General features: G+C 63.0%; 23 protein-coding genes. 12 read left to right on the top strand and 11 right to left on the bottom strand.

Annotation, left to right across the window (positions count from 1 at the left end; translation table 11 throughout):
• Nucleotide 1: 1 nt before the first annotated feature.
• Both ispF and ispD read right to left on the bottom strand, forming a co-directional pair.
• Nucleotides 2–511 carry a 2-C-methyl-D-erythritol 2,4-cyclodiphosphate synthase gene (gene ispF, locus HZS63_RS11905; RefSeq protein ID WP_219339182.1) on the bottom strand — a complete coding sequence of 170 codons (510 nt, stop codon included), beginning with the start codon at nucleotides 509–511 and terminating at the stop codon, nucleotides 2–4.
• Complete coding sequence (ispD, locus tag HZS63_RS11900) at nucleotides 508–1,290, bottom strand: 2-C-methyl-D-erythritol 4-phosphate cytidylyltransferase (RefSeq protein ID WP_180684244.1); 783 nt, start codon at nucleotides 1,288–1,290, stop codon at nucleotides 508–510. Before ispD ends, ispF begins: the two co-directional genes overlap by 4 nt.
• A 91-nt stretch (nucleotides 1,291–1,381) precedes the next feature.
• Between ispD and mfd the strand changes: the two genes are divergently transcribed.
• Entirely contained in the window at nucleotides 1,382–4,873 is a 3,492-nt protein-coding gene (gene mfd / locus HZS63_RS11895; RefSeq protein ID WP_180684243.1) for a transcription-repair coupling factor, read from the top strand.
• A 33-nt stretch (nucleotides 4,874–4,906) separates the two neighbouring features.
• Nucleotides 4,907–5,623: a phosphoserine phosphatase SerB gene (gene serB, locus HZS63_RS11890; protein ID WP_180684242.1), complete on the top strand. Its 717-nt coding sequence runs from the start codon at nucleotides 4,907–4,909 to the stop codon at nucleotides 5,621–5,623.
• A gap of 16 nt (nucleotides 5,624–5,639) precedes the next feature.
• Here the strand turns inward: serB and HZS63_RS11885 are convergent, their stop codons facing one another.
• The gene (locus HZS63_RS11885) at nucleotides 5,640–7,010 is read right to left on the bottom strand and encodes a TrpB-like pyridoxal phosphate-dependent enzyme (RefSeq protein ID WP_180684241.1); all 1,371 of its coding nucleotides are present in this window, start codon (nucleotides 7,008–7,010) and stop codon (nucleotides 5,640–5,642) included.
• 77 nt (nucleotides 7,011–7,087) lie between these two features.
• Between HZS63_RS11885 and HZS63_RS11880 the strand changes: the two genes are divergently transcribed.
• On the top strand, nucleotides 7,088–7,639 hold the full coding sequence (locus HZS63_RS11880) for a redoxin domain-containing protein (protein WP_180684240.1): 552 nt from the start codon (nucleotides 7,088–7,090) through the stop codon (nucleotides 7,637–7,639).
• A gap of 7 nt (nucleotides 7,640–7,646) precedes the next feature.
• On the opposite strand, the gene HZS63_RS11875 is transcribed toward HZS63_RS11880, so the two are convergent.
• Nucleotides 7,647–8,855 (bottom strand): aminotransferase-like domain-containing protein, encoded by a 1,209-nt coding sequence (locus HZS63_RS11875; protein ID WP_180684239.1) that lies wholly within the window; start codon nucleotides 8,853–8,855, stop codon nucleotides 7,647–7,649.
• 17 nt (nucleotides 8,856–8,872) lie between these two features.
• On the opposite strand from HZS63_RS11875, the gene nth reads away from it, so the two are divergent.
• From nth to HZS63_RS11855, 4 genes are all read left to right on the top strand, one after another.
• On the top strand, nucleotides 8,873–9,529 hold the full coding sequence (gene nth, locus HZS63_RS11870; RefSeq protein ID WP_180684238.1) for an endonuclease III: 657 nt from the start codon (nucleotides 8,873–8,875) through the stop codon (nucleotides 9,527–9,529).
• Nucleotides 9,502–10,299 carry a leucyl/phenylalanyl-tRNA--protein transferase gene (aat, locus tag HZS63_RS11865; RefSeq protein ID WP_180684237.1) on the top strand — a complete coding sequence of 266 codons (798 nt, stop codon included), beginning with the start codon at nucleotides 9,502–9,504 and terminating at the stop codon, nucleotides 10,297–10,299. Before nth ends, aat begins: the two co-directional genes overlap by 28 nt.
• On the top strand, nucleotides 10,296–11,036 hold the full coding sequence (locus HZS63_RS11860) for an arginyltransferase (protein WP_180684274.1): 741 nt from the start codon (nucleotides 10,296–10,298) through the stop codon (nucleotides 11,034–11,036). Before aat ends, HZS63_RS11860 begins: the two co-directional genes overlap by 4 nt.
• 77 nt (nucleotides 11,037–11,113) lie before the next feature.
• The gene (locus HZS63_RS11855) at nucleotides 11,114–11,899 is read left to right on the top strand and encodes an IclR family transcriptional regulator (protein ID WP_180684236.1); all 786 of its coding nucleotides are present in this window, start codon (nucleotides 11,114–11,116) and stop codon (nucleotides 11,897–11,899) included.
• 3 nt (nucleotides 11,900–11,902) lie between these two features.
• On the opposite strand, the gene HZS63_RS11850 is transcribed toward HZS63_RS11855, so the two are convergent.
• The 4 genes from HZS63_RS11850 to HZS63_RS11835 form a co-directional block, all read right to left on the bottom strand.
• Nucleotides 11,903–13,012, bottom strand: a complete 1,110-nt coding sequence (locus HZS63_RS11850; RefSeq protein ID WP_180684235.1) for a D-alanyl-D-alanine carboxypeptidase family protein — start codon at nucleotides 13,010–13,012, stop codon at nucleotides 11,903–11,905.
• Between the two features lie 150 nt (nucleotides 13,013–13,162).
• Nucleotides 13,163–14,704, bottom strand: a complete 1,542-nt coding sequence (locus HZS63_RS11845) for a 2-isopropylmalate synthase (RefSeq protein WP_180684234.1) — start codon at nucleotides 14,702–14,704, stop codon at nucleotides 13,163–13,165.
• A 180-nt stretch (nucleotides 14,705–14,884) separates the two neighbouring features.
• Nucleotides 14,885–15,694 carry a CDP-diacylglycerol--serine O-phosphatidyltransferase gene (gene pssA, locus HZS63_RS11840; protein WP_180684233.1) on the bottom strand — a complete coding sequence of 270 codons (810 nt, stop codon included), beginning with the start codon at nucleotides 15,692–15,694 and terminating at the stop codon, nucleotides 14,885–14,887.
• Nucleotides 15,695–15,719: 25 nt separating this feature from the next.
• Nucleotides 15,720–16,889, bottom strand: coding sequence for an acyl-CoA dehydrogenase family protein (locus HZS63_RS11835; protein ID WP_180684232.1), 1,170 nt, complete (start codon nucleotides 16,887–16,889; stop codon nucleotides 15,720–15,722).
• A gap of 40 nt (nucleotides 16,890–16,929) precedes the next feature.
• Here HZS63_RS11835 and HZS63_RS11830 point away from each other — a divergent pair, with 40 nt between their 5' ends.
• The 3 genes from HZS63_RS11830 to HZS63_RS11820 are packed head-to-tail and all read left to right on the top strand — an operon-like array spanning nucleotide 16,930 to nucleotide 21,144.
• Nucleotides 16,930–17,559: a TetR/AcrR family transcriptional regulator gene (locus tag HZS63_RS11830; protein ID WP_180684231.1), complete on the top strand. Its 630-nt coding sequence runs from the start codon at nucleotides 16,930–16,932 to the stop codon at nucleotides 17,557–17,559.
• A gap of 31 nt (nucleotides 17,560–17,590) precedes the next feature.
• Nucleotides 17,591–19,165: an acyl-CoA carboxylase subunit beta gene (locus HZS63_RS11825; RefSeq protein ID WP_180684230.1), complete on the top strand. Its 1,575-nt coding sequence runs from the start codon at nucleotides 17,591–17,593 to the stop codon at nucleotides 19,163–19,165.
• Between the two features lie 2 nt (nucleotides 19,166–19,167).
• Nucleotides 19,168–21,144, top strand: coding sequence for an acetyl/propionyl/methylcrotonyl-CoA carboxylase subunit alpha (locus HZS63_RS11820; protein ID WP_180684229.1), 1,977 nt, complete (start codon nucleotides 19,168–19,170; stop codon nucleotides 21,142–21,144).
• Here HZS63_RS11820 and ilvC read toward each other — a convergent pair whose 3' ends face one another.
• From ilvC to HZS63_RS11805, 3 genes are all read right to left on the bottom strand, one after another.
• Nucleotides 21,145–22,161, bottom strand: coding sequence for a ketol-acid reductoisomerase (gene ilvC, locus HZS63_RS11815; protein ID WP_180684228.1), 1,017 nt, complete (start codon nucleotides 22,159–22,161; stop codon nucleotides 21,145–21,147).
• Nucleotides 22,162–22,268: 107 nt separating this feature from the next.
• Nucleotides 22,269–22,760, bottom strand: coding sequence for an acetolactate synthase small subunit (gene ilvN, locus HZS63_RS11810; protein ID WP_180684227.1), 492 nt, complete (start codon nucleotides 22,758–22,760; stop codon nucleotides 22,269–22,271).
• 121 nt (nucleotides 22,761–22,881) lie between these two features.
• Complete coding sequence (locus HZS63_RS11805) at nucleotides 22,882–24,663, bottom strand: acetolactate synthase 3 catalytic subunit (protein WP_180684226.1); 1,782 nt, start codon at nucleotides 24,661–24,663, stop codon at nucleotides 22,882–22,884.
• A gap of 262 nt (nucleotides 24,664–24,925) precedes the next feature.
• On the opposite strand from HZS63_RS11805, the gene HZS63_RS11800 reads away from it, so the two are divergent.
• Nucleotides 24,926–25,447 (top strand): RDD family protein, encoded by a 522-nt coding sequence (locus tag HZS63_RS11800; protein WP_180684225.1) that lies wholly within the window; start codon nucleotides 24,926–24,928, stop codon nucleotides 25,445–25,447.
• A gap of 29 nt (nucleotides 25,448–25,476) precedes the next feature.
• Nucleotides 25,477–26,076, top strand: a complete 600-nt coding sequence (locus HZS63_RS11795; RefSeq protein ID WP_180684224.1) for an LOG family protein — start codon at nucleotides 25,477–25,479, stop codon at nucleotides 26,074–26,076.
• Nucleotides 26,077–26,093: the final 17 nt, after the last annotated feature.

The raw sequence follows: 26,093 nt of genomic DNA, 5'->3' as shown, positions 1-26,093 counted from the left end.
CTCAGGCCGGCCGCATGAGCAGCACCACCGCCCGGCATTCGATGCTCAGGCCCTGCCCTACCGGCCCCAGCTTTTCGGCAGTCTTGGCCTTCACGTTGACCTGATCCGGCCGCAGACCCAGTACGTTGGCAATCCGATCCCGCATCGCGTTTTTGAAAGGAGCCAGTTTGGGCGCCTGGGCCACCACGGTGGCATCCACGTTGGCGATGGCATAACCTTGGGCCCGGGCTTGCGCCCATGCATGGGCCAGCAAGGTGGACGAGTCGGCGCCCTGGAAGCGGGCATCGGTGTCGGGGAACAGTGTGCCGATATCGCCCAGCGCGGCGGCGCCGAGGATGGCGTCGGTGATGGCGTGCAGCAGCGCGTCGGCATCCGAATGGCCCAGCAGGCCACTGTGATGGGGAATGTGTACCCCACCCAACACGAGAGGGCGGCCGGGAACGAGGGCATGGACATCCCACCCCTCCCCGACACGGAGCACCGGCAAGGCGGTGCATGAAGACGAACTCATGATGTGCGCTCCCGACGCGCATCGGCGCTCAACAGGGCTTCGGCCATGGCGAAATCCTCCGGATAGGTGACCTTGAAATTGCGAGCCGGCCCCGGGATGAGCAGCGGGCGCGCCCCGCAGGCTTCCAGGGCGCTGGCCTCGTCGGTGATACCGCGAAACCCATCCGCCTCGTGCCGTTCCAAGGCGCGGTACAGCGCCCCCCAACGGAACATCTGCGGCGTCTGGGCCAGCCATTTGTCGTGTCTTTCGACCGTGCCCTCCACACGGGCAGGCACCTCGCCGCGGGCAGCCTGCTTCAAGGTGTCGGGCAGCGGCAAAGCCAGCAGCCCGCCGACAGCATCGGCCATGCAGGCGGCGATCAGCCTTTCGATATCGATCGAGCGAATGAGGCAGCGGGCTGCATCGTGCACCAACACCCAGTCCTGCTCCCTGGCTCCGGCACCCTCGAGGGCGCGCAATCCATGAAACACACTGTGGGCACGGGTGGCCCCACCCACATGCCACACCCGCACGCGGTCATGTGGACTGCGGTAAACCACATCCTCGGGCGCCACCACCACGCCAATGCCAGCCAACGCTGGCACCTCCAAAAACGCCCGCACGGTATGGTCGATCACACGCCGCCCTGCCAGGCTCTGATACTGCTTGGGCCCGCCAGCGCCCGCTCGGCTGCCGGTGCCCGCGCAGGGAATCAGCGCGTACAGGCGCGTAGGCGCGTCCAGGCGGGAGTCGAAAGGCAGGGGCGATTCCTCGGTCAATGGGCGCACGGGCAGGGTCATGGTGGTGTCAGATTCTAAAATCCCTGGGAATTCAGACACCCCGCCCGGCCTGGAGCGGGGTGTCTGCTTTTGCCGTTTTCACCTGTCATTCATGGAACTGCCCAAGCTCTCCCCCGGTAAACGCTATGCCCTGCCCCGCCCGATCGGCTCAGCCGACGCCTTGCTGCTCGCCGATCTGGGGCTGCGTGAAAAGCGTGCCGGCCACCCTGTGGCCATCGTCACGGCCGACGCCACCGACGCCCAGCGCCTGCTGGAGGAAATCCCCTTCTTTGCCCCCGCACTGCGCTGCGCCCTGTTCCCGGACTGGGAGACCCTCCCCTACGACAGCTTTTCACCGCACCAGGACTTGATATCGGAGCGGCTGGCCACCTTGTGGCGCATCCAGCAACGCAAGGCCGACGAAGGCGCCGACGTGGTGCTGGTGCCTGCCACCACCGCGCTGTACCGGCTGGCACCACCCTCGTTTCTGGCGGGCTACACCTTCGAGTTCAAGGTCAAGCAAAAGCTGGATGAAGCCAGACTGAAAGCGCAACTGACGCTGGCGGGCTACCAGCACGTGACCCAGGTGGTCAGCCCCGGCGAATACGCGGTGCGCGGCGGCCTGATCGACCTCTTTCCCATGGGCTCGCCCGTTCCCTACCGGGTGGACCTGTTCGACGACGAAATCGACTCCATCCGCACCTTCGACCCCGATAGCCAGCGCAGCCTGTACCCCGTGCCCGAGGTGCGGCTGCTGCCCGGCCGCGAATTCCCGATGGACGAGGCCGCGCGTGCCCGATTCCGTGCCCGCTGGCGCGAACTGCTGGACGGCGACCCGACCAAAAGCCGCATCTACAAAGACATGGGCAACGGCGTGGCCACCGCCGGCATCGAGTACTACCTGCCGCTGTTCTTCGACCAGACGGCCACCGTCTTCGACTATCTGGGGGATGACGCCACGTTGGTGCTGCACGGCGACCTGGACCCCGCCTTCCAGCGCTTCTGGCAGGACACACGCGAACGTTACCGTCTGGTGCAGGGCGACCCGGACCGCCCGGCACTGCCGCCCGAGACGCTGTTCCTCGACGCCGAAGCGTTTTACGCCGCCGCGAAGCCCCATAGACAACTGGCCCTGCGTGCCGAGCAGCGGGACGTGGAACACAGCGCCTGGGTACAGCGCCTGCCGGACTTGGCGGTTCAGCGCGGCGCCGACGACCCACTGGCCAAGCTACAAGCCCACCTGCGTAGCACCGCCGATCGCGTGCTGCTGCTGGCCGAAAGCGATGGCCGCCGCGAAAGCCTGCTGGACTTTCTTCGAGCCAGCGGCCTCAACCCGCCCGCCTTCGATTCCCTGGCCGAATTCCAAGCCAGCGACGAAAAAACCGGCATCGCCACCGCCGCCCTGGCGAGCGGTTTCGCCTGGGTCGAGGGCGGCATCCACTTCGTCACCGAAACCGAACTGTTCGCCGCCGGCCCCACCGCGCGCCGGCGCAAAAAGCAAGAGCAGGTCAGCGACGTCGATGCGCTGATCAAGGACCTGAGCGAGCTCAACGTGGGCGATCCGGTGGTGCACAGCCAGCACGGCATCGGCCGCTACCGGGGGCTGGTCAACATGGACCTGGGTGAAAAAACCCCCGACGGCTCGCCCGCCTTGCAGGAGTTCCTCCACCTGGAATACGCGCAGGGCGCGGTGCTCTATGTGCCGGTGAGCCAGTTGCAGCTCATCAGCCGTTACACCGGCGTCAGCGCCGACGAAGCACCGTTGCACCGCCTGGGCTCCGGCCAATGGGAAAAAGCCAAACGCAAGGCCGCCGAACAGGTCCGTGACGCCGCCGCTGAACTGCTCAACATCTACGCCCGCCGCGCCGCGCGCGAAGGGCACGCCTTCCGCTTCAGCCCGCACGACTACGAACAGTTCGCCAACGACTTCGGTTTCGAGGAAACCGCCGACCAGAAGGCGGCCATTCATGCGGTGATCCAGGACATGATTTCTCCGCGCCCGATGGACCGGCTGGTCTGCGGCGACGTGGGCTTCGGCAAGACCGAGGTGGCCCTGCGCGCCGCCTTCGTGGCCGTGACCGGGGGCAAACAGGTGGCCTTCCTGGCGCCCACCACGCTGCTGGCCGAACAGCACTATCAAACCCTGGTGGATCGTTTCGCCAAATGGCCGGTGAAGATTGCCGAGATGAGCCGCTTCCGGACGGCCAAGGAAATCAACGCGGCCATGAAGGGCATTGCCGACGGCACCGTGGACATCGTCGTGGGCACCCACAAGCTGCTGAGTGAAAAGACGAAGTTCAAAAACCTGGGCCTGCTCATCATCGACGAGGAACACCGCTTCGGTGTGCGCCACAAGGAAGCGATCAAGGAATTGCGCGCCGAGGTGGACGTGCTGACGCTGACCGCCACCCCCATTCCCCGCACGCTGGGCATGGCGCTGGAGGGGCTGCGCGACCTCAGCGTGATCGCCACCGCGCCGCAACGCCGCCTGGCCATCAAAACCTTTGTCCGCAACGAAGGCAATGGCGTGATCCGCGAGGCGGTGCTGCGCGAACTCAAACGCGGCGGACAGGTGTACTTCCTGCACAACGAGGTCGAAACCATCGAAAACCGCAAGCAGAAGCTGGAAGAAATCCTGCCCGAGGCGCGCATCGCCATCGCCCACGGGCAGATGCCCGAGCGCGAACTGGAGCGCGTCATGCGCGACTTCGTGGCCCAGCGTTTCAACCTGCTGCTGTGCTCCACCATCATCGAAACCGGCATCGACGTGCCCACGGCCAACACCATCGTCATCAGCCGCGCCGACAAGTTCGGCCTGGCGCAACTGCACCAGTTGCGCGGGCGCGTGGGCCGCAGCCACCACCAGGCCTACGCCTACCTGCTGGTGCCCGACATCGACAGCCTGACCAAGCAGGCCGCCCAGCGGCTCGACGCCATCCAGCAGATGGAAGAACTGGGCAGCGGCTTCTACCTGGCCATGCACGACCTGGAAATCCGCGGCGCCGGCGAGGTGCTCGGCGAAAACCAGAGCGGCAACATGCTCGAAGTGGGCTTCCAGCTTTACAACGAAATGCTGAGCGAAGCCGTGGCCAGCCTCAAGGCCGGGCGCGAACCGGATCTGCTCAAACCCCTGAGCGCCGCCACCGACATCAACCTGCACGCCCCGGCCCTGCTGCCCAACGACTATTGTGGCGACGTGCACCTGCGCCTGAGCTTCTACAAAAAACTCGCCACCGCCAAGACCTCCGACCAGATCGATGCGCTGCTCGAAGAAATCGTGGACCGCTTCGGCAAGCTGCCGCCTCAAGCCCAAACCCTGATCGACGTGCACCGCCTGCGCGTGCTGTGCGCGCCCTACGGCGTGCAGAAGGTGGACGCCACGCCCGGCGTCATCCTCATCACCTTCCGGCCCAACCCCCCGGTGGACCCGATGCGCATCATCGAGCTGGTGCAGAAAAACAAGCACATCAAGCTCGCCGGCAACGACAAGCTGCGCATCGAACGCGCCCTGCCCGAACCCAAAGACCGGGCGCAGATGGTGCGGGACGTGCTCAGGTCGTTGGGACAACCCTTGAAAGAGGCCGACTCGGCGTTGCCGGCCTGAAGCAAGCCAGGCCACATCCGCAATAATCCGACAATGTCATCGCCGATCGAATTTGCCCCTGGTTTGACCGTCCAGGGTTTCACCCCCCCCTTGCGCCTGCGCGATTTCAAGCTCATCGCATTCGACATGGACTCCACGCTCATCAACATCGAGTGTGTGGACGAGATTGCCGACGCCGTGGGGCGCAAGGCCGAGGTGGCCGCCATCACCGAAGCCGCCATGCGCGGCGAGATTTCCGACTTCAAAGAAAGCCTGCGCCGCCGTGTGGCCTTGCTCGAAGGGGTGAGCGTGGATCATCTGGAACAGGTGTACCGACATCGACTCCAGCTCAACCCCGGCGCCGCCGAACTGGTGCTGGCTTGCAAAGCGGCCGGGCTCAAGGTGCTGCTGGTCAGTGGCGGATTCACCTTCTTCGCCGAGCGCCTGCGTGACCGCCTTGCCCTCGACTTTGCCCGCAGCAACCGGCTGGACATCCAGGACGGCCGGCTCACAGGCCGCCTGATCAACCAGAGCTGGGGTGACATCTGCGACGCTGCAGAAAAGCGCCGCACCTTGCTGGAAGCCTGCGATCTGATCGGTTGCAGCCCCCGGCAAGCCATTGCCATGGGCGACGGCGCCAACGATCTGGAGATGATGGCTGCAGCAGGCCTGTCGGTGGCTTACCGCGCCAAACCCAAAGTCCGCGCTCAGGCCCATGTGGCCATCGACATGGGCGGACTGGACCGCCTGCTGGAAGTGGTCCAACCCTGAGCCCGGGCCAAAGCGGTCAAGCCGGCTCGGGCACGCTGGGCAGTCCAGCCAGCGCCATCGCCAGCTCTTTTTCGTCGTAGGCCTCGTCCTTCAACTCACCAGCAAAGTATTTCTGGTAGGCAGCCATGTCGAAATGGCCATGCCCGCACAGGTTGAAGAGAATCGTTTCGCTCTTGCCTTCGCGCTTGCAGCGCAGCGCCTCCTCAATCGCGCCCTTGACGGCATGGTTGGCTTCCGGCGCCGGCACGATACCTTCAGCGCGTGCAAACGCCACGCCAGCCGCAAAGCACTCGCCCTGGGTGTAAGCGGTGGCCTCGATCAAGCCCAGCTCCTTGAGGTGCGACACCAGTGGTGCCATGCCGTGGTAACGCAAGCCCCCGGCATGAAACCCGGGTGGGGTGAAGGTGGAGCCGAGCGTGTGCATTTTGGTCAGCGGGGTCATGTGACCGGTGTCGCCGAAATCGTAAGCGTACTTGCCGCGCGTGAGTGACGGGCAGGCCGCCGGCTCCACCGCCACGATGCGCGGCTTGGCACCACCCCGCAGGCCGTGCCCGATGAACGGAAACGCGATGCCCGCAAAGTTCGATCCGCCCCCTGTGCAGCCCACCACCACATCGGGCCAGGCGTCGGCCATCTGCATCTGCTCCATGGCCTCCAGCCCGATGATGGTCTGGTGCATCAGCACATGGTTGAGCACCGAGCCCAGCGCGTATTTGGTGTCGTCGCGCTGCACCGCCAGTTCCACGGCTTCGGAAATGGCAATACCCAGGCTGCCCGGGTGGTCTGCACGCTCGGCCAGCACGCGGCGGCCATATTCGGTTTCCATCGAGGGCGATGCCACGCAACGCGCCCCGTAGGTTTCCATCACCGCACGGCGGTAGGGTTTCTGGTCGTAGGACACGCGCACCTGGAACACCAGCACTTCCAGTCCAAACAGACTGCCAGCGAAGGACAGGGAAGTGCCCCACTGGCCAGCGCCCGTCTCGGTGGTCAGCCGCTTGACACCGGCCTGCTGGTTGTAAAACGCCTGCGGGATGGCGGTGTTGGGTTTGTGGCTGCCTGCGGGGCTGACGCCCTCGTACTTGTAGAAAATCTTGGCTGGCGTGCCCAAAGCCTTTTCCAGCCGATGCGCGCGGTACAAGGGTGCCGGCCGCCACAGGCGGTAGATGTCTCGCACCGGCTCCGGGATCTCGATCTCGCGTTCGGTACTCACCTCCTGCAGGATCAGTTCCATCGGGAACAACGGGGCGAGATCGTCGGGCCCAACCGGCTGCAAGGTGCCGGGATGCAGCACGGGCGGCAACGCTTTGGGCAGGTCAGCCTGGATGTTGTACCAGAACTTGGGCATCTGGTTCTCGTTGAGCAGATACTTGGTGGGCATCGCCATGGGCTCATCTCCTGTTCATGGTGGGTGAATAAACCGGGGCCGGTATGAAGCCGACATCACCAATGTAGCATGTCAGCATGAGCCATGACACCGCCAGCCGACACCGCCGCCCGCGCTGGATGCGGCATGTGGGCACCATCGTGCTGATGTTGACGGTCTTTGGGAGCGTCCACTTTTGGCAGACCCGCCATGTGAACGCCGATATCGATCCTTCGATGAGGGTGCAGTGGTTGACACCGGACGGCCAGATGCACCACGGCACCCTGTCGGATGCCATCCTGGCCACCAGGCCATCGGGCCAGCCCTTGGCCCTGTATGTCTGGGCGCACTGGTGCCCGATTTGCAAAGCTCAGCAAGGCACGATCAACCGCCTGGCGCAGGACTGGCCGGTACTCACCGTGGCCATGCAGTCGGGAGACGCTGCTCAGGTATGGCGCTACCAGATGCAGCATGAGTTGCCCTGGACCACGGTGATCGACCCACGCTCGCAGCTGGCACAGGCACAAGGCTTCCGATCGGTACCGACCTTTGCGGTGCTGGACAGCGGCAACCGCCTGCGATTCCCCACCGTGGGCTACACCTCGGGTTGGGGCATGCGGGCGCGTCTCTGGCTGGCACGCCTGCTCTGAACGTTGGTCAGCCCAGGGCCTTGGCCAACCGGGCCACGCCCTCGCGGATGCGGTCCACGCCCACCGTGGCAAAGCTCAGGCGGAAAGTGGAGACGTCCGGATGCCGGGCAAAGAACGGGGCCCCCGGCACGAACGCCACGCCCTGGTCGATGGCGCGCCGCGCGAGCTCGTTGCCGTCGGTCAGGCGTCCTCCGGCTCCGGTCAGGCGGGCCCAGACAAACAGCCCCCCCTGCGGCTGCACAAAAGCAACCGCGTCACCCAAGTCACTGCGCAGCGCATCGCCCATGGCCCGGGCACGCTCCGCGTACACCTGCCGCACCCGCTGCAGCGTGCCGGGCATGCGGCCCGCCTTCAGGTATTGCGCGGCGGTGGCCTGGGCAAAGGTGCTGGTGTGCGCATCGCTGAACTGCTTGCACATGACCGCCTTGCCCAACAGGTCGGCCGGGGCAATCATCCAGCCCACGCGCAGGCCGGGGCTGAGCACTTTGCTCAGGGAACCGCAATGCACCAGCCGCTCGCGGCTACCCGCCACTTCGGCGCTCAAGGCCAGCAGACTGGGCGGCGGGGCATTGCCGAAATACAGGTCGCCATAAGGATCGTCCTCGACGATCAGGGTATCGTGCCGCACCGCCAACTCCAGCACCCGGCGACGGCGCTCCAGGCTCAGCATGGCCCCACTGGGGTTGCCGAAGGTGGGGATCAGGTACACGAACTTGGGTCGGTGCTCGACGATCAGTTGCTCCAGCCGGTCGGTGTCCACACCGTCGCCGTCCACCGGCGCGGTGATGAGTTCCGCGCCATAGAGGCGGAAGCACTGGATCGTGGCCAGGAAGGTCGGCCCTTCGACGATGACCTTGTCACCCGGCGAGATCAGCGTCTTGCCCAGCAGGTCCAGCGCCTGCTGGCTGCCGGTGGTCACGACCAATTGTTCCGGAGCCACCTGCGCGCCTTTGCTGCCCATGAATTGCGCCAATTGCTCACGCAGAGGCTGATAGCCTTCGGTGGCCCCGTACTGCAGGGCGGCGCCGGGCTCCTCATCGAGCGCGCGCAGGCTGGCTTCGCGAATGCCGTCCACGTCGAACATGGCCGAATCGGGAAAACCACCGGCGAAGCTGATGATGCCGGGCTTGCCCAGCAGCTTGAACAGCTCGCGGATGGCCGATGTCTCGACATTGTTCAGGCGATCGGCGAAACGGACGGCAGAGGATGCACTCATGGGAGAAAATTCAGGACATGAACGAGGAACAGATCGAGCGGTTTTTCGCCACCTTGCAGGCAGCCAACCCCCAGCCCAACACGGAACTGGAGTATACGAGCGTGTTCGAGCTGCTGGTGGCTGTGCTGCTCAGCGCCCAGGCCACCGACGTGGGCGTCAACAAGGCCACCCGGCGGCTGTTCCCGGTGGCCAACACCCCGCAGAAAATACTCGATCTCGGGCTGGAAGGGCTGGAGTCTTACATCAAGACCATCGGCCTGTACCGCAGCAAGGCCAGACACCTGATGGAAACCTGCCGCATCCTGGTTGAGCGGTACGGTGGACAGGTGCCGCGCAGCCGCGAGGCCTTGGAGGCACTGCCTGGCGTGGGCCGGAAAACGGCCAACGTGGTGCTCAACGTGGCCTTCGGCGAGCCGACCATGGCCGTGGATACCCACATCTTCCGGGTCAGCAACCGCACCGGCCTGGCTCCGGGCAAAACCCCGCTCGCGGTCGAGCGCAAACTCCTTCAGCGCATCCCGGCCCAATACCTGGAAAACGCCCACCACTGGCTGATCCTGCACGGCCGATACGTTTGCCAGGCACGGCGCCCCCAGTGCGATCGCTGCGCCGTGGCGTCCTGCTGCGACCATGCCCAAACCCTCAAATGCCCCCAACGGGCCCGGCAACCGTGACCCGCGAGCAGTCGTCCCACGTCCTGCCCTGGCTGGCCCCTGGCGAGCCGTTTCCGGATGTCGAGCGCGCCTGGCAGCAAGGCGACCCGATACCCGGCCTGCTGGCAGCAGGTGGCGCCCTGGACACCCCCACCCTGCTGCGCGCTTACGCCAGCGGCATCTTCCCCTGGTTCAGCGACGACCAGCCCATCCTGTGGTGGAGCCCGGACCCGCGCATGGTCTTGCGACCTGCCGATTTTCGGCTGCATCCGTCGCTGCGCAAAGCGATACGTGGCGGACTGCGATCCGGCCGGCTCGACATTCGCATCGACACCGCTTTCGAGCGCGTCATCCGCGCCTGCGCACACACCCCCAGGGCGGGGCAACGAGGAACCTGGATCGTGCCAGCCATGATCGAGGCCTACACCGCCCTCCACCACGCCGGGCACGCGCACAGCATCGAAACATGGTGGGACGGCGAACTCGTGGGCGGTCTCTATTGCGTCAACCTCGGTCGCATGGTGTTCGGTGAATCCATGTTCAGCCACCGCAACGATGCCTCCAAAATGGCCCTGGCAGGCCTTGTCGCGTGCGCCCGGGTCTGGGGTGTGCCCGCCATCGATTGCCAGCAAAACACGCCCCATCTGGCGTTCATGGGCGCCTGCGAAATGCCTAGGGAACGCTTTCTGGGCACGGTTCGCGAAGCCACCTGCCAGCCCACGCCCAGCTGGACTTTCGACCCCTTATACTGGGAATGCCTGTTATCCAACGGCTCCTCATCACCGTCGTGACCTACCCGAAGGAACTCCCACTGCACGCCGTGCAGTTCTATGCCACGGCACCCTATGCCTGCAGCTACCTGGAAGGCCGCATCGCGCGCTCCCAAGTCGCCACGCCCAGCCACCTCATCCACCACGACACTTACTCAGAGCTCATCAGCCACGGCTTTCGGCGCAGCGGCATGTTCACCTACCGCCCACACTGCGACGGTTGCCGGGCCTGCGTACCGTTGCGAGTGGACGCACAGGCCTTTTGCCCCAGCCGCAGCCAGCGTCGAGCACAGGCGCGACACGCCCACCTGCAAGCCCGCGTGATGACGCTGGGCTACGCGGAGGCGCACTATCAGCTCTACCTGCGCTACCAGCGGCAGCGACATCCTGGCGGCGGCATGGACCACGACAACATCGACCAGTACAGTCAGTTTCTTCTGCAAAGTCGGGTCAACTCCCGCTTGGTGGAGTTCACCGATCCCACAGCCACCGCCGCATCGGCCCTCAAGATGGTCTCCATCCTCGACGTGCTGGACGACGGCCTATCGGCGGTCTATACCTTTTACGAACCCGAACCGCACGCGGCCTACGGAACCTACAGCATCCTGTGGCAAATCGAGCAGGCACGCGCCATGGGTTTACGCTACGTTTACCTCGGGTATTGGATTGCCGAAAGCCCGAAGATGAACTACAAAAACCGATTCAGACCCTATGAGCTGCTCATTGACGGGCGATGGCGGACTGACGGGGGCACCTGATACCCTCCCCACCTTTCATCATTCGCTTGTCAGAATAGAATTTCACAAGGTAAAATGGTGGACCCTTCTCGTTCACCATGACACGACCCCACTCCACTCTGCCTGCCCAGCCCAGCGTTCAGGTGATTGAACGCATGTTCCAACTGCTGGAAGTGCTCGCATCGCGTGAAGAAGCCCTCTCGCTCAAGGAAATCAGTGAGCGCACCGGCTTGCACCCCTCCACGGCGCACCGTATTCTCAACGACTTGGCCATTGGTCGTTTCGTGGAACGCCCCGAACCCGGCACGTATCGGCTGGGTCTGCGGCTGCTGGAACTGGGCAACCTTGTCAAGGCCCGCCTGAGTGTGCGCGACACCGCCCTCGGCCCCATGCGAGAGTTGCACAAACAGATCCAGCAACCCGTCAACCTGAGTGTGCGGCAGGGGGACGAGATCGTCTATGTGGAGCGGGCATACAGCGAACGATCCGGCATGCAGGTGGTACGCGCCATCGGCGGCCGCGCCCCGCTGCACCTGACGTCCGTCGGCAAGCTGTTTCTGGCTGACGACGAGCCACAGCGTGTACGCGCCTACGCCGCTCGTACCGGACTGATGGGCAACACCCGCAACAGCATCACCCAACTGCCCATCTTGGAGCGGGAATTGGCCCAGTGCCGCCGGCTGGGCGTGGCGCGCGACAACGAGGAGTTGGAAATGGGTGTGCGCTGCATGGCAGCAGGCATTTATGACGATCAAGGCAAGCTCGTTGCCGGCCTTTCCATTTCTGCGCCAGCCGACCGAATCGACGAAAACTGGCTGCCCAAGCTACAGGCCACCGCCGCGCAAATCAGTGCAGCTTTGGGATATCGCCCTCAACAGAAATGACCCTCAACTGCGGTCGGACACGTCGGCCACATGGTGTGGGCTGAACAGAGACACCTCCACCCAACGGCGCAGCCGCTCAGCATCACCCAGGCGGGCATTCGCATCGGTGGCATCGAGCAGCACCATGATGAGCCGGCGCCCCGCCATGTTCACCTGCATGACCACGCAGCGGCCAGCTTCCCGGATGAAGCCGGTCTTTTGCAAACCAATGTCCCAGGCGTCACTGTTGACGAGCCGGTTGCTGTTGCGGTAAGGCAATACCTGCCGTCCGACGGCGAGCTCATAGCCGGGCGAGGTGGAAAAGTACCGCAGCAGCGGGCGCTCATGGGAGGCCGCCGCGAGAATGGCGATGTCACGGGCACTGGACTGGTTCTCGCTGGAAAGCCCCGTCGGATCGACGAAGCGGGTATCGGTCATGCCCAGTTCCTGGGCTTTCTGGTTCATCAATTGCACGAAACGCTCCACCCCTCCGGGATAGGTTCGGGCCAGCGCGTGGGCAGCACGGTTTTCGCTGGACATCATGGCCAGGTGCAAGGCTTCTCGACGGGTCAGCCGAGTCCCCACCGCCAAGCGGGAACCGCTGTTCTTGAGGCGGTCCACGTCGGCGCTGGTGATGGTGATCTTCTCGTCCATCGGCAGTTGCGCATCTGCGATCAACACGCCGGTCATGAGCTTGGTGAGCGAGGCGATCGGCAGCACGGCGGTGTCATTCTTGCCGAGCAGGATCTCCTGCGTTTCGGCATCCATGACCAGGGCCACGCTGGAGTTGAGGTTCAAGGGGTCCTGTACCCGGCGCAGCCCCAGGCGCTCACCGTAAGACACCACGACCTCGCCGACCGAGGCAGCCGTCGTGCTGGCGGCGGCTGGCCGGGTCTGGCGCTGGGGGATATGCGCTGCCGTGCGCTGCGGGACTGCGGCCACAGGCCGTTTGCTGGGCGAGCCGGTGTTCGAGGAGGTCCGTTGGGGGGCCGACACCGAGGGCGCGGCCTGTTGTGCCACGGGGCGCTTAGAGGGAACATTCGCCTGTGCCGTGGCGGACCAAGCGGTCGCACCGAGCAACACAGAACAAGCCAACCAGAGCCGAGAAGCAACCGGGCGACGGGTTTTGTTCATGAATATTCCCTCATTCCACAAGCACGACGGCCAGAGTATAGAAGGGAATATTCGAAAAAACAATTTGATTCATTGACTTGCGTGACTTTTTTAAGACAACGTTGCAAGTCAGTCCCGTCCACGGCCTAAAAGGGCTCCTCGACCCCGCACTCAGCCCTGCGCGGCGACCCGATCCGCCTTGCTGTGCAGCTTGTTCAAGGCACTCAGATACGCCTTGGCCGAAGCAACGACGATGTCCGGATCGGCTCCCACGCCATTGACCACCCGCCCCCCGTGTTGCAGGCGCACCGTGACCTCACCTTGACTCTCGGTGGAGCCGGAGGTGATGGCGTTGACCGAGTACAGCAGCAGTTCCGCGCCGCTCTTGACGTGGGACTCGATGGCCTTGAGGGACGCATCGACCGGGCCGTTGCCGTCGGATTCACCGACCAGTTCCTTGCCGTCGATGGTAAACACCACGCGGGCGTGCGGACGCTCACCGGTTTCGCTCTGCTGCGCCAGTGAAACCAGGCCGTACTGCTCCTTTTCGGGCGTCACGCTCTCGTCGCTCACCAGGGCCAGAATGTCCTCATCGAAAATCTCGGCCTTGCGGTCCGCCAGTTCCTTGAATTTGGCGAAGGCGGTGTTGATGTCGGTTTCCGACTCCATTTCGATCCCCAGCTCTTCGAGACGCTGCTTGAAAGCATTGCGACCGCTGAGCTTGCCCAGCACGATCTTGTTGGCGCTCCAGCCCACATCTTCGGCACGCATGATTTCGTAAGTGTCGCGTGCCTTGAGCACACCGTCCTGATGGATGCCACTGGCATGCGCAAAGGCGTTGGCCCCCACCACCGCTTTGTTGGGCTGCACCACGAAGCCAGTGGTCTGGCTGACCATGCGGCTGGCCGGCACGATCTGTGTGGTGTCGATGTTCACATCCAGACCAAAGTAGTCGCGGCGGGTTTTCACCGCCATGACGACCTCTTCGAGCGAACAGTTGCCGGCACGCTCGCCCAGGCCGTTGATGGTGCACTCCACTTGGCGAGCGCCGCCGATCTTCACCCCGGCCAGGGAGTTGGCCACCGCCATGCCCAGGTCGTTGTGGCAATGCACACTCCAGATCGCCTTGTCGCTGTTGGGCACCTTTTCGCGCAGTGTCTTGATGAAGTTTCCGTACAGCTCGGGAATGGCGTAACCCACGGTGTCCGGAATGTTGATGGTGGTGGCGCCTTCCTTGATCACCGCCTCCACCACGCGGGCCAGGAAGTCGATCTCGGAGCGGTAGCCGTCCTCGGCGCTGAACTCGATATCCTCGACCAGGTTGCGGGCAAAACGCACCGACAGCCTGGCCTGCTCCAGCACCTGCTCCGGCGTCATGCGCAGCTTCTTCTCCATGTGCAACGGTGAGGTGGCAATGAAGGTGTGGATACGGGCCCGGTTGGCCCCCTTGAGGGCTTCGGCAGAACGGGCAATATCGCGGTCGTTGGCCCGCGAGAGCGAGCAGACCGTGGAGTCCTTGATATGGTCTGCAATGGCCTTGACCGCTTCAAAGTCCCCATTGGAGCTGGCCGCAAAGCCGGCTTCGATCACGTCCACCTTCAGGCGTTCGAGCTGGCGCGCGATGCGCAGCTTCTCGTCCTTGGTCATGGAGGCGCCGGGGGACTGTTCGCCGTCGCGCAAGGTGGTGTCGAAAATGATCAGCTTGTCGGTCATGAGAGGCTCCTGGGATCTGAAAAAAGAAACGGCCCGTTGCGTGTGCATACGGGCCGTTGGTGCAAAAGGAATGCGCGCTATGTCACCTGCCCGTTTCGGCAACGCCTAGTAGCAGGGAGATGTTCGCGAAATGCATGTTTTCAATGTAACACATTCTTGCCTGGCCTGCAGCCATGGGCCTCAATTGTGCAGACCACGCTCGTCGGGTTCATCGGTGCTGGTGCTGATGACGCTGGTGGGCTTGCCTTTGGCTTTGCGCCAACCATACACCGCATAGCCTGAAAGGCCATAGAGCACGAACAGGCCGAACAGCACCGTGGGCGGGTGGATGTTGATGACTGCAATACCCAAGGCGATCAGCACGATCGCGGCAAAGGGCACACTCTTTTTCAGGCTCAAATCCTTGAAGCTGTAGAACGGCACGTTGGTGACCATGGTCAGGCCGGCATAGAGCGTGATCCCAAACATGGGCCAGACGAGATCTTTGCCTGTGTAGCCAGCCTCCGTGGTCAGCCAAATAAAGCCTGCGACCAAAGCGGCAGCGGCTGGCGAGGGCAGCCCCTGGAAAAAACGTTTATCCACCACCCCGGTGTTCACATTGAAGCGCGCCAGACGCAAGGCGGCGCAGGCGCAATAGACGAACGCAGCGATCCAGCCCCAGCGGCCGATGTCCTTGAGCGCCCACTCGTAGGCGATCAGCGCCGGGGCCGCGCCAAAGGACACCATGTCGGCCAGCGAGTCCATCTGCTCGCCAAACGCACTCTGGGTGTGCGTCATGCGGGCCACGCGACCGTCCAGGCTGTCCAGGACCATGGCCACGAAGATGCCCACTGTCGCGAGATCGTAGCGACCGTCGATCGCCATGACCACGCCATAAAAACCGCCGAACAACGCCGCCAACGTGATCATGTTGGGCAGCACATAAATGCCTTTGTGGCGGCGCGGCGCGCTGGACTCGACTGGGTGCTGAAGGTCGGAATCGTCGTGCATGTGCGGGAGTTTAAGCGCGAATGCGTCAAGCGAGCCGTTTGGCGACCTCGTCGAGCATCACCTCGGTGGCACCGCCCCCAATCGACTGAACACGGGCGTCCCGGGCCATGCGCTCGATGGCGGTTTCTCGAATGAACCCCATGCCGCCATGGAATTGGAGGCAATCGTACATGACTTGATTGACCAAAGTCCCGGCCAACGCCTTGATCATGGACACCTCCTTGGTCACTTGCTGCCCGCGCGCGTCTCGCCAGGCCGTCGCGTAAATCAGGTTTTGGACGGCCTCCACCTGAGAAGCGCGCCAGGCCAGTCGGTGACGGATGGCTTGTTTGTCCCACAGGGGGGCACCAAAAGCCTGGCGCTGCGTCGTCCATTCGATGGCGAGTTCAATCGCACGGGACGCCTCCCCCATGGCCTGCGCTCCCAGCACGATCCGTTCGTTCTGCAGGTTTTTCATCAGGGCATAAAAGCCTTTGTGTTCCTGGCCCAGCAGCGCATCTTCTGGCAGTCGGCAATCTTGAAATACCAACTCTGCGGTGTCACTCGACAGCCAACCGTGTTTCTTGAGCGGCCTTGCCACCCGGAAACCCGGAGTGCCTTTTTCGACAATGAACATGGAGATGTCGCGTCCCCGGCCTGCATCACCGGTTTTTGCCGCGACGAAGTAAACGTCGCCATGCACCCCGTTCGTGATGAACATCTTGCTGCCATTGAGCACCCAGCCGCCGGCATCGCGCCGGGCAACTGTTCTCATGCTCTGCAAGTCTGAGCCGGCATCGGCCTCCGTCATGGCCACCGCAGCAATCTTGCGGCCGGCAATGATGTCAGGCATGTAACGCTCAAGCTGTTCGGGCGAGCCTGCATGATGAAGATGGGGGCTTGCCATGTCTGTGTGGACCAGAACGGTCACGGCAAAACCGCCGAAGGTGGACCTCCCAAGCTCTTCGGCCAATACCACCGTGGCCAGCGTATCGAGTTCGCTGCCGCCGTAACGCACGGGGTATCTGATGCCCAAAAAGCCCAGTTCCCCCATCTGCTTGAGCACCTCTCTCGGCACGAAACCCTGCTCTTCCCATTGCGGCGCAAAAGGCTCCACCCGCTCCTGCACAAAGCGGCGAACAGACTTTCGCAGCATGTCGTGCTCTTCTGTGAAGAACGGTGAGTGGGCCGATGCGTTGACATGCGGTGTGTTCATGGCTGCAGTATCCTAACGATTGTTAGCTAGACTATAAGCCATGATCGAGCGTAAAAAAAATACCTCCCCGAAGGCACCCTCGACCGAAGGGCGGCAATTGGTGCTGGACACGGCCGCACGCCTCTTTCGTGAAGAGGGTTATGCGAGCATTTCTTTGCGTGACATCGCGGCCGAAGCCGGGATGAAGGCTGCAAGCCTGTATCACCACTTCGCCTCCAAGGACGCCATCGTGGGCGAGGTGCTGCGCATCGGGGTCGAGCGCGTCGCTGACGAGGTCAAGCGCTGTGTGATGGCCTTGCCAGACGACGTGGATGCCCCAACGCTGCTGCTGACGGCGGTTCACGCCCATTTGAGGGCGTTGCATCAGTTACAGGACTACACCTCGGCAAACATTCGCATCTTCGGGCAAGTCCCGGCACATGTCCGCGAGGCGCACCTGCCCGAGCGCGACGCGTATGAACGGTATTGGGCATCGCTGTTCCAGCGCTGTGCCCAGCAAGGCGAGCTGGATACCCGGCGCGATCATCAACTGGCACGCCTGTTTCTGATCGCCGCTCTGAACGGTACGTTGGACTGGTTCAAAGGGGGGGCAGCGGCGCTGCAAGCGATCGCAGAAGAACTCACGGCATTGCTGCTTTGCGGACTGGGCCGTCACACGCCCGCCCGGTGAGGTGTGCCGCACCCCCTACCAGACAGGAACCATGATGGACAACGATTCCGACAGCAGACAGCAAAGCTATGAAAAAGCGCTGCAAACACTGCGTGAACGCCTTCAATGGGCCGTTGCAGGGGGTGGAGACAAACTTCGTGCGCGACACCAAGAGCGAGGCAAGATTCCCGTTCGGGAGCGCATTGACCTATTGCTCGACCCTGGCAGCCCGTTCATGGAATTGTCCCCCCTGGCGGGCTGGGGCATGCACAACGGCGAAGTTCCCGCAGCAGGCATCGTGACGGGCATCGGCCGGGTCAGCGGCGTCAATTGCATGATCATCGCCAACGACGCAACCGTCAAGGGCGGCAGCTTCTTTCCCGAAACGACACGCAAACATGTGAGAGCCCAGGAAATCGCATGGGAAAACCGCCTGCCCTGTCTGTACCTGGTGGACTGTGGTGGGGCTTTTCTGCCGCAGCAGGATCGCGTTTTCCCGGACTATGGTCATTTTGGAACCAGCTTCTATCACCAGTGCCGGATGAGCGCCGAGGGTCTCCCTCAGTTGTCTGCGGTCTTCGGTGGTTGCACGGCGGGTGGTGCTTATATTCCCGCCTTGTCAGATGAATCGGTCATGGTCAACGGCACCGGACGGATTCACTTGGGCGGCCCGCCTATCGTGAAGGCTGCCATTTCCGAAGTGGTGGACGCAGAGACACTGGGCGGCGCCAGCATGCATGCACGCGTGTCGGGTGTAACCGATTACCTGGCCATGAACGAAGCCGAAGCCCTGCAGCGTCTGCGCGACATCGTGGCAGGTCTCAACTGGCGACCTGAAGGTACGGCTGCGCGACGTCCATCCATCCCTCCCAAGTTTGATCCGGGTGAAATCCCCGGCATCGTGGGGATGGACCTGCGCCGCCCGTTCGATGTCAAAGAGGTGCTCTTGCGGATGGTGGACGGCAGTGCGCTTCAGGAGTTCAAGCCTGAATACGGCGAAACGCTGGTCTGTGCCACGGCGCACATCCATGGCTATCCTGTGGGCATCCTGGCCAACAATGGCGTGCTGTTTTCCGAATCGTCACTGAAGGGGGCTCACTTCATCGAGCTGTGCAATCAGCGGCGCATCCCGTTGCTGTTTCTGCAGAACATCACAGGCTTCATGGTGGGTACCGAAGCCGAGCGCGGGGGCATTGCCAAACATTCAGCGAAGCTGGTCTACGCGGTGGCCACGGCACGTGTACCACGGTTCACGGTGCTGATCGGCGGCAGCTACGGGGCTGGCAACTACGGCATGTGCGGACGCGGTTTTGGCCCACGTTTTCTCTTTTCATGGCCCAACAGCCGGATCGCCACCATGAGCCCGGAAGTCGCCAGCACGGTGCTTAGCGAACTGCGCCGAGCGTCACTCAAAGGTCCTGCCGATGAAGAGGAGATTCGCGCCCTCCAGGCAGAAACGAAGCGCCAGTTCGAAGAACAAAGCGATCCGTATTACGCAACCGCCCGGCTGTGGGACGACGGGATCATTGAGCCCACGCAAACGCGTGACGTGCTGGGTATCTGTCTTCAACTCGCTGACGAAAGCACGCCTCGGTTTCAGGGTCAAAGCCCCGTTTACCGCATGTAACCATGTTCACACGACTGCTCATTGCCAATCGCGGCGAAATCGCCTGCCGCGTCATCCGTACCTGCCGTCGCCTGGGCATCCTGACCGTGGCGGTGTATTCCGAAGCCGATACCAACGCTAGGCATGTTCGCGAAGCAGACGAAGCGGTCTGCATCGGTCCGGCCAAAGCCAGTCAGTCGTACCTGAACGCTGCTGCCGTGATCCAAGCCGCTCGAGAACGGGAGGTGCAAGCGATACACCCTGGCTATGGCTTTTTGTCCGAACGTCTGGAATTGGTGGAAGCGTGCGAGGCCGCAGGCATCGTATTCGTCGGCCCCCACAAGCGGGCGATGGCGGCCATGGGTTCGAAAATAGAAAGCAAGCGCATCGCCAGACGGGCCGGGGTGCCCTGTGTCCCCGGATACGACGGTGATGACCAATCGATAGAGCGGCTGAGTGAGGAGGCCATCCGCATCGGTTTTCCCTTGCTCATCAAAGCCAGTGCCGGCGGTGGCGGCAAAGGGATGCGCCGCGTGGAGCAACTGGAAGATCTGAAAGACCAGTTGTCGATGGCTCAAGCCGAAGCGTTCGCGGCTTTCGGTGACGACAAGGTGTTGCTGGAGCGGTTCATCGTACGGCCACGCCACGTGGAGGTTCAGTTGCTGGGAGACCGGCATGGTGGCCTGGTTCACCTGTTCGAGCGCGAATGCTCCATACAGCGCAGCTACCAGAAGCTGATCGAGGAAGCGCCTGCGCACAGGTTGGATGCATCCGTCAAAGCCAGACTGTTCAGTGCGGCCTTGACACTGGGTAAACAGATCGCCTACGACTCTGCCGGAACGGTTGAATTCGTTCTGGATGCCGACCGCAACGACGAGCCCTACTTCCTGGAAATGAATACTCGGCTCCAAGTCGAGCACCCGGTCACCGAAATCACCACCGGCTTGGACCTGGTCGAATGGCAGATACGCGTGGCTGCTGGTGAGCCTCTTGCCTTTACTCAGGCAGACCTGCATCAACGTGGCTGGGCGATCGAGGCGCGTGTGAATGCCGAATCGCCAGAAGACCGATTTGCGCCCTCATTCGGCCCAGTGCGTGACTACGAGGCCCTCGCAAGCGAAGGCGTGCGTATCGACAGCGGGATTGATGGCGCGAGCGAGGTGACACCCCACTACGACTCCATGGTGGCCAAAGTGATTGGCCACGGTGCCACCCGTGAAGTCGCACGCCTGCGCTTGCTGGACGGGCTGCGCAAACTCCGTATCGAGGGACTGCAAACCACCCAAGCCATGTTGCAGGACATCTTGCAAACGCCTGCGTTCCATGAAGTCCTGACCACCAACTTCCTGCCTGCAATCTGGCCCAATGGCTGGAAAGACACATCGGGTGCATTGGCCATGGCCCGTAGGATTGCTTGCGCAGAGTGGTTACATGCCCATCTGGAACCCGCCCATACGCCCATGCAAGCCCTGGTGGGTTGGCGCGTCACCGCCGCAGCCGGCGGCACGGGCCGGTGCCGGGTGCTGGCCACAGACCACACCGGAGAACACGAACTGGTACTGCAACTGGATGCGCAAGGGGCAACCAGCGTCTTCAACGAAGAAGCTTGGCATCTCAGGCGCACAGCGCCTGGACTGTGGCGAACGCCGGAAAACCGGTCATTTCACTGCACAGTGGAAGGCCATGCAGTGCGGATCTGGTCTGACGGGTGGTCGAGCACGGTCCATGTCACGCCCGCAGTCGCACGCCCCGCAAAGAGTGTGAGCACCCATTCGTCTGACGATGTGGTGCGCGCAGACATGCCTGGCGTGTTGTCGCAGATCCTTGTGGGGGTAGGCCAATGGGTGCAAACGGGCGAACCTGTGGCTGTTTTGGAAGCCATGAAGCTGTTCCACACCCTGTACGCGCCGCGAGATGGTGAAGTCAAGGCGCTGCCCGTGGCCATCGGTGACACCGTCGCCAAGGGGGCAGCCCTCATTGAATTCAACCCCTTGCCGTGATCAGTTGCGGGTCTGGTCCACCAGCTTGTTTTTGGCGATCCAGGGCATCATGGCGCGCAACTGAGCGCCCACCACCTCGATCTGATGGGCGGCCAAGTTGCGGCGGCGAGCCGTCATGCTCGGGTAGTTCAGGCGGCCTTCCTGGATGAACATCTTGGCGTAGTCACCGTTCTGGATGCGCTTCAGTGCCTTGCGCATGGCCTCGCGCGAAGATTCGTTGATGACCTCGGGGCCGGTCACGTACTCGCCGAACTCGGCATTGTTGGAAATCGAGTAGTTCATGTTGGCGATGCCACCCTCGTAGATCAGATCCACGATGAGCTTGAGCTCGTGCAGGCACTCGAAATAGGCCATTTCGGGTGCATAGCCAGCCTCCACCAGGGTTTCGAAACCCATTTTGATGAGTTCGACGGCACCGCCGCAGAGCACGGCCTGTTCGCCAAAGAGGTCGGTTTCAGTCTCTTCTTTGAACGTGGTCTCGATGATGCCGGCCTTGCCGCCACCGTTGGCCATGGCGTAGCTCAGGGCCAGGTCGCGGGCTTTGCCGGACTTGTCTTGGTGAATCGCCACCAGGTGGGGGACACCGCCGCCCTGGGTGTAGGTGGAGCGCACGGTGTGGCCGGGGGCCTTGGGGGCCACCATCCACACGTCCAGATCGGCGCGGGGCACCACCTGGTTGTAGTGCACGTTGAAGCCGTGAGCGAAGGCCAGCGAGGCGCCTTGCTTGATGTTGGGCTCGACGTTGTTCTTGTAGACCTCGGCGATCTGCTCGTCGGGCAGCAGGATCATGACCACGTCAGCGGCCTTGACGGCGTCGTTGACTTCCATCACGGTCAGGCCGGCCTTGCCAACCTTGTCCCAGGAAGCACCGCCCTTGCGCAGGCCGACCACAACCTTCACGCCGCTGTCGTTCAGGTTCTGGGCATGGGCATGGCCTTGGGAGCCGTAGCCGATGATGGCCACGGTCTTGCCCTTGATCAGGCTCAGGTCACAATCTTTGTCGTAGAAAACTTTCATGTTCATCCTCGTTGGTATGGGTCGCCCGCTCGTGAAAGAGCCCGTCGAAGGGCTTCGACAGGCTCAGCCCGAGCGGTGCGCTGGCTGAGCCCGAAAAACCTGGAATTTTAAACGCGCAGGATGCGCTCGCCACGCCCGATACCGCTCGGCCCAGTGCGCACGGTCTCCAGGATAGCGCCACGATCGATCGCTTCCAGGAAGGCATCGTTCTTGGCCTGGTCGCCGGTCAGCTCGATGGTGTAGCTCTTTTCGGTCACGTCGATGATGCGGCCACGGAAAATGTCGGCCATGCGCTTCATCTCCTCGCGCTCTTTGCCCACCGCACGGACCTTGACCATCATGAGCTCGCGCTCGGTGTAGGCGCCTTCGGTCAGGTCCACCACCTTGACCACCTCGATGAGGCGGTTCAGGTGCTTGGTGATCTGCTCGATGACGTCGTCGGAGCCGGTGGTCTGGATGGTCATGCGCGACAGCGACGGGTCTTCCGTCGGCGCGACGGTCAGCGACTCGATGTTGTAACCACGAGCCGAGAACAAGCCGACCACGCGCGACAGGGCGCCCGCTTCGTTCTCGAGCAGAACGGCAATGATGTGTTTCATGTTCGATTCCTCTTTTCCACCGCCCTCCCCCATCACCGGTAAGTGGCGGGCTTGGCAGCAAATAGATTCGTCTGGGGATGACCCGGCGTGTTGGCCGCAGCCGGGCCGCTGAAAGGTGAGCTCAAAGATCTTCTGAACCGAGAAGCATCTCCGTGATGCCTTTGCCGGCCTGCACCATCGGGAACACGTTCTCGGTGGGATCGGTGCGGAAGTCCAGGAACACGGTACGGTCCTTGAGCTTGCGGGCCTCGCGCAGCGCCGGCTCGACGTCTTGTGGACGCTCGATCAGCATGCCGACGTGGCCATACGCCTCCGCCAGCTTCACGAAGTTGGGCAACGCGTCCATGTAGGAATGGCTGTAACGGCCGGAGTATTCGATCTCCTGCCACTGGCGCACCATGCCCAGGTAGCGGTTGTTGAGCGACAGGATCTTGATGGGCGTGTTGTACTGCAGGCAGGTGGAGAGCTCCTGGATGCACATCTGCACGGAACCTTCGCCGGTGACGCAGTACACCTCGCTTTCGGGCTTGGCCAGCTTGATGCCCATGGCGTAGGGAATGCCCACGCCCATGGTACCCAGGCCGCCGGAATTGATCCAGCGACGCGGTTCAGTGAACTTGTAGTACTGGGCCGCCCACATCTGGTGCTGGCCGACGTCGGATGTGATGTAGGCATCGACGTCCTTGGTCATGTTCCACAGGGTCTCGATCACCATCTGCGGCTTGATGACCTCGGTGTTGTGGCGGTCGTACTTGAGGCAGTCGCGCGACCGCCAGCCTTCGATGGTTTCCCACCAGTGGGCCAGCGCCTGGGCGTCGGGCTTTTGCTGGCTTTCCTTGATCATGGAGATCAGCTCGGTCAGCACGTCCTTCACGTCACCGACGATGGGCACATCCACCTTGACCCGCTTGGAAATGCTGGACGGGTCGATGTCGATGTGGATGATCTTGCGCTCGTTCTGCGCGAAGTGCCTGGGGTTGCCGATCACGCGGTCGTCGAAGCGGGCGCCCACGGCCAGCAGCACGTCGCAATTCTGCATGGCGTTGTTGGCTTCGATGGTGCCGTGCATGCCCAGCATGCCCAGGAACTTGCGGTCGGTGGCCGGGTAGGCACCCAGGCCCATGAGCGTGTTGGTGACCGGGTAGCCCAGCATGTCCACCAGGGTGCGCAGCTCCTGCACGGCGTTGCCCAGCAGCACGCCACCGCCGGTGTAGATGTAAGGCCGCTTGGCCGACATTAGCAATTGCAGGGCCTTGCGAATCTGCCCGCCATGGCCCTTGCGCACCGGGTTGTAGGAACGCATGGTCACCGTCTCGGGGTAGCCGGTATAAGGAATGCGCTTGAAGGAGACGTCTTTCGGGATATCGACCACCACCGGGCCGGGCCGGCCACTGCGGGCGATGTGGAAGGCCTTTTTCATCGTCTCGGCCAGATCGTGCACGTCCTTGACCAGGAAGTTGTGCTTGACAATGGGGCGGGTGATGCCAACGGTGTCGCATTCCTGGAAAGCGTCCAGACCGATGGCGGCCGTCGGCACCTGGCCGGAGATGATCACCATCGGGATGCTGTCCATGTACGCGGTGGCGATCCCGGTGACGGCGTTGGTCAGGCCCGGACCGGATGTCACAAGGGCCACGCCCACCTCGCCGGTGGCACGCGCGTAGCCGTCGGCCGCGTGCACGGCCGCTTGTTCGTGGCGCACCAGCACGTGCTGAATGGTCTCCTGCTTGTAGAGCGCGTCGTAGATGTAGAGCACCGCGCCGCCCGGGTATCCCCAGATGTAGCGGACACCTTCGGCCTGCAAGGCACGCACCAGGATCTCGGCGCCCATGAGTTCTTCGGTAGCGGGGTGTTGGCCGACAGCGGCCGCGGCTTGGGCCATTTCGGCCTTGTTGATTTCCATGATGAACCTTTCGAGAATTTCTCTGACGAAAAACCTTGGGTGCCCCTCGAACCAGCCCTTGTGAGGCCGCCTTGGGACTTGAGGCCAAAGCCATGGCGGACTTCCCGCGCAACCTTGACCCGTTTGCCTGTGACTTTTTGGTAACTGTCCATTATGACACCGGGATTGGAGGGATGGTGGCAGTGCCACGCAGTTTTTGCCACCAGATCGGGGGCGCCGACGCGGGAATGCGACAATTTCGCCTCTGCCTCCATTGCCAGCCATGACCGAAACCTCGCCTGCCCTGCCCCCTGAAACCACCCTGATCACGCCTTCGCTCTGGCGCCGCATGGCCTGCTGGCTGTACGAAGGCATGCTGATGTTCGGGGTGGTGTTCATCGCCGGCTACCTGTTCAGCACCCTCACGCAGACCCGGCATGCCCTGGACAACCGCCACGAACTGCAAGCCTTTCTGTTCCTGGTATTCGGCATCTACTTCGTCTGGTTCTGGCACAAGGGGCAGACGCTGGCCATGAAAACCTGGCACATCCGCGTGGTGGACACCCAGGGGCGCGCGCTGACACAGGCGCGAGCGCTGTTGCGCTATCTGCTGTGCTGGATGTGGTTCCTGCCTCCGCTGGCCGCTGGTCATCTCTGGGACCTGCCTGCGATAGAAGTCACCGTGCTGCTCGGGGGCTGGGTACCTATCTGGGCCATCCTGGCACGCTTCCACCCGCAACGCCAGTTCTGGCATGACGCCTGGGCCGGCACACGACTCGTCAGTTCGCTGCCCGCGAAAGCCTGACCCTGCCTGTCGCATGGGAGAATGCGCGGATGACGAATCCACCACATGTTCCAGCCTTCTCCCTGTGTGTGTACTGCGGCTCACGCCCTGGTGCCGACCTGCGTTTTGCCGATGCGGCCTGCGCCGTGGGCGACTGGATCGGCCGCCACAACGGCCAACTGGTCTATGGCGGCGGCAACAACGGGCTGATGGGCCTGGTGGCCGATGCCACGCTGGCCGCTGGCGGCACGGTGGTCGGCGTGATCCCGGAAAGCCTGGTGATCAAGGAATTCGCCAAACGCGACTGCACCGAACTCCATGTGGTGCAGACCATGCACCAGCGCAAGCAGATGATGGCCGAACGGGCCGACGCTTTCCTGGCGTTGCCGGGTGGCATCGGCACCTTCGAAGAGCTGTTCGAGGTCTGGACCTGGCGCCAGCTCGGCTACCACGACAAGCCGATTGGCGTGCTCAACGTGGCCGGCTACTACGATACCCTACACACTTTCCTGAAGCAATCCACCGAGGCTGGCTTCATGGGCGAATGGCAAATGGACCTGATCCGCGCCTCCCCTACGCTGGAGTCGTTGTTGCCAGCCCTGGTGCAGTCGGCCGGGCTCGCGCCGCCCGACCGGCTGGAAAACATCTGAGAGCCTGAGAATTTTTC

The sequence above is a fragment of the Tepidicella baoligensis genome, from assembly GCF_013432195.1.
Classification (GTDB): domain Bacteria; phylum Pseudomonadota; class Gammaproteobacteria; order Burkholderiales; family Burkholderiaceae_C; genus Tepidicella; species Tepidicella baoligensis.
The sequence above is the reverse complement of the archived record's forward strand: the minus strand, read 5'-3'. Positions and strand labels throughout refer to the sequence as shown.